At 71.6% G+C, this 7,822-nt stretch carries 6 protein-coding genes and 1 pseudogene; 5 read left to right on the forward strand and 2 right to left on the reverse strand.

Translation table 11 applies throughout. The annotated features are described in order from the left end of the window. Window positions 1-1,164, reverse strand: a 1,164-nt coding sequence (locus tag Q0R63_RS06520) for a hypothetical protein (RefSeq protein WP_295695498.1), incomplete at its 3' end; no start/stop codon positions are given. Between the two features lie 189 nt (window positions 1,165-1,353). On the opposite strand from Q0R63_RS06520, the gene Q0R63_RS06525 reads away from it, so the two are divergent. The 4 genes from Q0R63_RS06525 (at window position 1,354) to trpS (ending at window position 5,999) form a co-directional block, all read left to right on the forward strand. Beyond that, window positions 1,354-2,922: a long-chain fatty acid--CoA ligase gene (locus tag Q0R63_RS06525; protein ID WP_295695500.1), complete on the forward strand. Its 1,569-nt coding sequence runs from the start codon at window positions 1,354-1,356 to the stop codon at window positions 2,920-2,922. Window positions 2,923-2,980: 58 nt separating this feature from the next. After that, complete coding sequence (locus Q0R63_RS06530; RefSeq protein ID WP_295695503.1) at window positions 2,981-3,721, forward strand: SDR family oxidoreductase; 741 nt, start codon at window positions 2,981-2,983, stop codon at window positions 3,719-3,721. Between the two features lie 72 nt (window positions 3,722-3,793). Continuing rightward, window positions 3,794-4,687, forward strand: coding sequence for an SMP-30/gluconolactonase/LRE family protein (locus Q0R63_RS06535; RefSeq protein WP_295695505.1), 894 nt, complete (start codon window positions 3,794-3,796; stop codon window positions 4,685-4,687). Between the two features lie 196 nt (window positions 4,688-4,883). Further along, on the forward strand, window positions 4,884-5,999 hold the full coding sequence (gene trpS, locus Q0R63_RS06540; RefSeq protein ID WP_295695507.1) for a tryptophan--tRNA ligase: 1,116 nt from the start codon (window positions 4,884-4,886) through the stop codon (window positions 5,997-5,999). Window positions 6,000-6,031: 32 nt separating this feature from the next. On the opposite strand, the gene Q0R63_RS06545 is transcribed toward trpS, so the two are convergent. Beyond that, complete coding sequence (locus tag Q0R63_RS06545; RefSeq protein ID WP_295695509.1) at window positions 6,032-6,706, reverse strand: DedA family protein; 675 nt, start codon at window positions 6,704-6,706, stop codon at window positions 6,032-6,034. Window positions 6,707-6,870: 164 nt separating this feature from the next. On the opposite strand from Q0R63_RS06545, the pseudogene Q0R63_RS06550 reads away from it, so the two are divergent. Further along, window positions 6,871-7,822 (forward strand): annotated as a pseudogene (locus Q0R63_RS06550) (hypothetical protein); the annotation flags it as partial.

Here is a 7,822-nt window from a genome sequence, read left to right on the forward strand (position 1 = left end):
GACCGGGACGACCATCGCGGCAGCGATGGTCTGACCGGCGGGGAAGTTGAGGTTGGAGGTCGCGGGCCGGGGGGTCCCCGAGGCGTAGGCGGTGAGCCAGCCTCCGGCCCGTGGCGCCACCACCGTGACGTTCACGACCACGGCGCTGACCTCACCCGGCGTGAAGCGGGGGGTCCCGTCGGGGTTGGTGAACGTGACCTGCAGTGGACCGCCGGCCGGCAGGGGAGTGCCCGTATGCCGGGTGTCGAGGACCCGCTGCGCCGGATCGACAGTGATCGTGCCGGCCTCCACCGGCGGCCCACCCAGCACGAACTCGAACAGGTCGACGATGAGGTGGGTGGTGTCGCGAGCACCCGCACCGACGTAGAGGGTGACCGAGCCATCTGCAGCGAGCGGCGCGACCACGAGGTTGGCCACGGTCCGACCCGGGCGCCAGTTGAGCACCGAGGCACCGGTGCCGGGGGCCGGTGGTCCCCCGAGGCTGAGATAGCCGGTCGAGGTGCTCGACGTCGAGGTCACGTTGAGGACCACGGCTGCGGCGGGCGCGTTGCCCAAGCCGTCTCGAGGGCCGAAGAAGAGCTTCGTCGTCGACCCGCCCGCGAGCGGCTGCGCCGTCGGGACCCCGAGGGCCGCCCGGGTGTCGAGCTTCCGATAGGGATAGAGGGTGGCCATCGCGCCGCCCGCGGTGATGGGCACGTCGCTCGACCGCCAGTACCCGGAGACATCGACGAGCACGTGGGTGGGTTGCGGCGATCCGTTGAAGACACTGATCCTGCCGTTGGTTCCCACCTGCACGATGGCGGAGTTGGCCACGGTCTCTCCCGCGGCCCAGTTGAGCTGTGACCCCTGCAGACGCTGGCCGTCGTAGTCGGGCAGGACGGACAGCCATCCGGATCCCTGCGCCCCGACCGCGGTGACCGTCACCGTGACGGCCATGACTCCCGTCGTGGGGATGCCGGCAACCCCGAGGACCTGGACGGGCAGCGCGGTGCCCCCCGGGATCGGGGTGTCGGTCGTCGTGCCGATGTGGTGACGCGTGTCGAGCACCCGGGCCGGGGTGACGGGCTCGAAGGTGCCGGGCGCCGTCGATGTCACCGCAGCAGCCGCGGGAGCAGGACCCACCGCGACGGCGGCCGACAGCGGCAGGACGAGCGCCGCCAGCACGCCGATACCCCAACGCCGGACGACCCGGTCGGATGCGAACTGTTCACGTGTTCCCCTTGCTGGGCTGAGCGTCACCTGTGGGAGTAGCAAAACACATCAGGACGCCGTGGACGCAGCTCGTGCCGGTCATACTGAGCGGGCGGCGCCGCGACAGAGGGGCCGCCAGGCCGCGACCGAAGGGCACCCCGCATGAACCTCGCCGACAACCTCGTCAGCGCCGCCGAACGGTTCGGCGAGCGCACCGCGCTGCGCCTCGACGACGACACGATCACCTACGCCGAGTTCCTCGAGCAGGCCCTGGCCGCAGCGGGTCTCGTCCGCAGCCTGGGGGTCGAGCCCGGGGACCGCATCGCGCTCGTGTCACCCAACGTCCCGGCATACCCGATCGTGTTCTACGGCGCGCTGCTCGCGGGCTGCGCGGTCGTGCCGATGAACCCGCTGCTCAGCGTCCGGGAGATGGGCTACTACTTCACCGACTCCGGCGCCAAGGCGGTCTTCGCCGTCGACGCGGTCGCCGAGGCCGTGACCAAGGCGGCCGCCGAGACCGGTGTCCCGGTCGTCGTCGTCGGCCCGGGCGGCCCCTCGGCCGAGCAGCTCGACGGGACAGTGCCGCTCACGGCGCCGGTGCCGCGCACGGGGTCCGACATCGCGACGATCCTCTACACCTCCGGCACCACCGGCCAGCCCAAGGGCGCCCTGCTGACCCACGACAACCTGGCTTCCAACGCGAAGACCTCGGCGACGGCGCTGATCGAGGCGACGCCGGACGACGTCGTGATGGGCTGCCTGCCGCTCTTCCACGTCTTCGGGCTGACCTGCGGCCTCAACGCCGCGGTCGCGAGCGGGATGTCGCTCGCCCTCCTGCCGCGCTTCGACCCGGTCAAGGCGCTCGCGCTCATCGCCAAGCACCACGTCACGATCTTCGAAGGCGTCCCGACGATGTATGCCGCGATGCTGGGCACGTCCGGCGACGACGACACCTCCAGCCTGCGCACCTGCCTGTCCGGCGGCTCGGCGATGCCGGTGCCGGTACTGCGGGCGTTCGAGGAGCGCTTCGGCTGCCAGATCCTCGAGGGCTACGGCCTGTCCGAGACGTCTCCCGTGGCGTCGTTCAACCAGCCCGGACAGGAGCGCAAGCCCGGCACGATCGGCACCGCCGTCCCCGGCATGGCGATGATGCTGATCGACGACGACGGCAACCCGTCGAAGCCCGGCGCCATCGGTGAGATCGCGATCAAGGGCGACGGCGTCATGGCGGGATACCACGGCAAACCCGAGGCCACCGCGGAGGCGATCGTCGACGGGTGGTTCCGTAGCGGCGACCTCGCGGTCGTCGACGACGAGGGCTTCTTCACCATCGTCGACCGCAAGAAGCAGCTGATCATCCGCGGCGGCTACAACGTCTATCCGCGCGAGGTCGAGGAGGCGCTCTACGAGCACCCCTCCGTCGCCGAGGCCGCCGTCGTCGGCATCCCGCACCCCACGCTCGGCGAGGAGATCGGGGCGGCGGTCGCGGTGAAGGCCGGGGCCAGCTTCGACCCCGATGCGCTGAGGGCGTTCGTCAAGGAGCGCGTCGCGGCCTACAAGTACCCCCGCCACATCTGGCAGGTCGAGGCGCTGCCCAAGGGGCCGACCGGCAAGATCCTGCACCGCGAGATCGCGGCGCCCGACGCGACGAAGGACACGGCGACGAAGGACACGGCGGCAAAGGACACGGCGGCGAAGGACACGCCAGCCGCGGCACCGGTCGAGGCGTAGCGGCTCCGGCGTGGGCGAGCGCGCGCCGCGAGGCCGTCTGCAGGACAGCATCGTCCTGGTGACGGGCGGTGCCAACGGTATTGGCCGAGCGACGGTCGAGCGCCTGTATGCCGAGGGCGCGCGGGTCGTCGTCGCCGACGTGGAGGTCGACCGGGCCCGGGAGCTGGCCGACGTCGACCCCGATCGGCTGCTCGCCGTGCCGTGCGACGTCACCGACCGTGCGTCGGTCGACGCGGCCGTCGCCGCCGCGGTGGGCCGGTTCGCCGGCCTTGACGCGCTCGTCACCGTCGCCGGCGGGTCGATGGCCCAGCCCGACTTCCTCGACCTGCCCGACGAGACCTGGCACCAGCTCCTCGACCTCAACCTCACGGGGACGATGCGCTGCGTCCGGGCCGCGGCACCGCACCTGTTCGAGAGCCGGAGGGGGCCGGCCATCGTCCTCGTCAGCTCGGTCAACGGGCTCGCGGCCTTCGGCGACGAGGCCTACTCGGCGGCGAAGGGCGCCCTCCCCAACCTGGTGAGGAACCTCGCGGTGCGATTCGGCCCGCGCGGCGTGCGCGTCAACGTCGTCGCGCCGGGCACCATCCGCACCCGCGTCTGGGACGACCAGCCGGGGAGCCTCGCCTCCCTCGAGCGGGCCTATCCGCTGGGCCGGGTCGGCGAACCCGCGGAGGTCGCTGCGGCCATCGCGTTCCTCTGCTCCGCCGACGCGAGCTGGGTCACCGGGGTCACCCTGCCGGTGGACGGGGGAGTCCTGGCGGGGCCGGCCTTCGTCCTCGGCCAGCTGCCGGAGGTCTGACCGGCGGGATCTGCCGCAACGGGCTGGCGTGGCTGCCTGGCGTGGACGGGTCGCGCGTCCTAGGTTGGAGCCATGGCCACCGAAGTCCAGACCGTCCTGACCGGCATGTCCTACCTCGAGTGCCCGAGGTGGCACGACGACCGCATCTGGGTTGCGGACTTCTATACGCACCAGGTGGTTTCGGTGGCCGAGGACGGCTCCGACCTGCGGGTCGAGGCGCAGGTGCCGGGGCAGCCCTCCGGCCTCGGGTGGCTGCCCGACGGGCGGCTGCTCGTCGTCTCGATGAGCGACGCCAAGCTGCTGCGGCGCGAGCACGACGGCAGCCTCGTCGTCCACGCCGACCTCGAGCCGCACGTCACGGGCCACCCCAACGACATGGTCGTCGACGCGCAGGGTCGGGCCTGGGTCGGCAACTTCGGCTTCGACCTGATGGCCGGAGCCGACATCGCCCCGACCGTCCTCCTGCGGGTCGACCCGGACGGCACCGTGACCGAGGTCGCCGACGACCTGTGGTTCCCCAACGGCACCGTCATCACCGACGACGGCGTGCTCCTCGTCGACGAGACCTTCGGCAACCGGATCACCGCCTTCGACATCGGCGTCGACGGGTCGCTGACCAACCGTCGCGTCTGGGCCTCCTTCGGCGAGATCCCCGAGTCGCGCCAGATCGGCGACGTGCTGCCGTTGCTCGTCGTCGCCCCCGACGGCTGCGGCCTCGACGCCGAAGGTGCCCTCTGGGTGGCCGACGCCAACCACGCGCGGGTGGTCCGGGTGCGGGAGGGCGGCGAGATCATCGACGAGATCCACCCGGGGACAGGGGTTTTCGCGTGCATGCTGGGCGGCCGCGACGGGCGCACACTCTACCTGTGCTGCGCCCCCGACTTCAACGAGGCGGCCCGCACCGCCGCCCGGGAGGCCGAGCTGCGGTCCGTCCGGGTCGACGTCCCCCACGCCGGTATGCCGTGACGTCCGGGCCGTCGTCCGCTACCCTCGAGAGCGTGACCACGAATCCCGCTCCTGCGAACGGGAGCTGGTGGCTGCCCTGACGGGCGGCCCTGTCACGACTCGAAAACCCGAAGCCGCCCCCGCGAGGGCGGCTTTCGCGTGTCTCCAGGCGCGTCGGCAGCGGACCCCGTCGGGGCTCGACCACCAGGAGCACCAGATGACCAGTACGACGACCACGACCACCACCAGACCCGCCGACGGCAGCCCAGCACCCGGCATACCGGGGACCCGTGCACGGATGCTCACCGGCGACCGGCCGACCGGTCGGCTGCACCTCGGCCACCTGGTCGGGAGCATCGACAACCGGGTGCGGCTGCAGCACCGCTACGCGACGTTCCTCATCATCGCCGACGTCCACATGCTCACGACGAAGAACGCGCGCGCCGACATCGAGCAGGTCGCCGCGAACGCGCGCACCATGGTTCTCGACCAGCTCGCGGCGGGCATCGACCCGGAGGTGGCCACGTTCTATCTCCAAACCGCCATCCCCGAGGTGAACGACCTCGCGGTGCTCTTCCAGAACCTCGTCACCGTCCCCCGGCTGCAGCGCGTCCCGAGCCTCAAGGACATGGTGCGTGCCGCCGGCACCACAGAGATGCCCTTCGGCCTGCTCGGCTATCCCGTGCTGCAGGCCGCCGACATCCTCTGCGTCAAGGGCGGCGTCGTCCCGGTCGGCAAGGACAACCACGCCCATGTCGAGGTGGCCCGGGAGATCGCGCGCCGCTTCAACCACCTCTACGGCGAGGTCTTCCCCGTCCCGGCCACCGTGGAGTCGGAGGTGACGACGCTCATCGGCACCGATGGCAAGGCGAAGATGAGCAAGTCGCTGGACAACGCGATCTACCTCTCCGACGACGCAGCGACGGTGCGGCGCAAAGTCGCTCGCATGTATACCGATCCGGCGCGGGTGCGGGCGGACGTGCCCGGCGCGGTGGAGGGCAACCCCGTCTTCGACTTTCACCGGGCCTTCAACGACGATCTCGGCGAGGTGGCCGACCTCGAGGAGCGCTACCGCCGCGGCCAGGTCGGGGACGTCGAGGTGAAGACGGCGCTGGCCGCCGCCCTCAACCGGCACCTCGAGCCGATGCGCGATCGGCGCGCGCAGTTCGGGGGACGGCCCGGTCTCGTGGACGAGATCATCGTCGACGGGACGGAACGCACCCGCGCGATCGTGTGCGACGTCGTGGCCGAGGTGCGATCGGCGATGGGGATCACGGGCAGCTACACGCGGCTGCGCCGCGGGGCGGAGCGGTCCCGGCGCCGGCAGGAGTGAGGTGCCGGCAGTGAGGCAGCGCGGGTGGATCGTCAGGAGCGCAGGTCGTCCGTGACATCGCCGGCGCGGTGCTGCTCCTCGGCATACTCGCGTTCGTCGCGTGAGGCGGAGCGCTCGGAACGCACCCTCCACACGATGATCGCGATGATGACGACCGCCGCCACGCCGATCGCGAGCCCGCGTCCGACCTTCGCCTCGATCGCGGCGTAGGAGTTGCCGGCGACATACCCGAGCACGACGAAGACCGACCCCCAGACCAGACCGCCGGCCGCGTTCCAGGGGAGGAAGCGGCGGTAGGGCATGCCTGCTGCTCCGGCGAGGGCGGGCATCATCGCGCGGAAGAAGGCGACGAAGCGGCCGAGGAAGATCGCCGACCCGCCGCGCTCCTGCAGGAAGTTCTCGGCGTTGTTGAGCTTGTGGCGGTGCTTGGCGAGGAACTTGCTGTCGACGATGTGCGGGCCGAAGATGTGCTTCCCCACCTCGTAGCCGACCGAGTCGCCGGCGATCGCCGCGACCACGACGATGATCATCACCACGGCCAGCACGGTCTGGCCGGTGCTGGCCGATACGCCGCCGAGGACTGCGGCGGTCTCTCCGGGGATGACGAAGCCGATGAAGATCGCGTCCTCGGCGAAGACCAGCAGGCCGACGATGAGGTAGATCAGGATCGGGGAGAGGTTGAGGATGCCGCTGACGAGGGAGCTCACGAGGACATCGTCTCAGGCCCGACAGTGTGCTGCCTGTGCCACACCTCGGGCGCTAGCGTGTGACCTGCTCCTGCGCCCACCGGCACCCGCGCCCATCCGTGCGGCCCCTGGTCGCCCCCGGTCGTCTCGTGCCGCCCGGTGCCCCCTGAAAGGACGTCCACCCCGTGCCCCCTTGGCTGTGGTTCCTCATCCTCGCCGTCGTCGTGGTCCTGGCGGTCTACCTCTTCCTGCGATCGCGTTCGGGCGGGCCGACCAACCAGCGCCCCACCTCCGGCGCCGATACGTATGCCGCGCCGGCGGCGGCTTCGTCGTCGGCCTCTTCGGCTCGTGAGATCCCGAGCGCTGGTGTCGCGAGCCCTGGCGGGGTGGGGGCGGCTGCGGGAGCGGCAGCGGTGGCTGGCGCCGGGCTAGCTGGTGCGGCTGCTGTGGCGAAGGAGCCGGAGTCGTCCGTGCCGGAGCCGCCGCCTGCTGCGGCGGCAACGGGGTCGACGGCTGACGAGTGGGACGAGCCTGCCGTTGCTGCACCGGAGCCGACCGCCACCGGCACGGATGACTGGGACGAGCCGGCGGCGCCTGCGCCCGAGCCGACTGCCTCGGGTACGGATGACTGGGCTGAGCCGGCGGTTGCGCCGGTGAAGGCGGAGGAGCCTGTTGCGTTCGGCGGCGGTGGTGACTGGGACGAGCCGGCGGCCGTTGTGCCGGTGAAGGCTGCGGAGCCGGCTGCGTCCGGTGGTGGTGACTGGGACGAGCCGGCGGCCGTTGTGCCGGTGAAGGCTGCGGAGCCGGCTGCGTCCGGTGGTGGTGACTGGGACGAACCGGCGGCCGTTGTGCCGGTGAAGGCTGCGGAGCCGGCTGCGTCCGGTGGTGGTGACTGGGACGAGCCGGCGGCGGTGCCCGTCGTCGATTCGAGCGACGAGGCAGCGGCAGAGCCCGCACCCGAGCCGGATTCGGGCACAACCGAGTTCGGCCCGGGCTCGGCCCCCGCGAGCGAGGACGGATCGGCCCCGACGGGTCACCCGATCAAGGGCAACGTCGACTCCATGTTGTTCCACACGCAGGAGTCACCGGCATACGGGCGCACTCGCGCCGAGGTCTGGGTCGCGGACGAGGACTCCG

The sequence above is a fragment of the Lapillicoccus sp. genome (genome assembly GCF_025353065.1).
Taxonomy (GTDB): Bacteria; Actinomycetota; Actinomycetes; order Actinomycetales; family Dermatophilaceae; genus Lapillicoccus.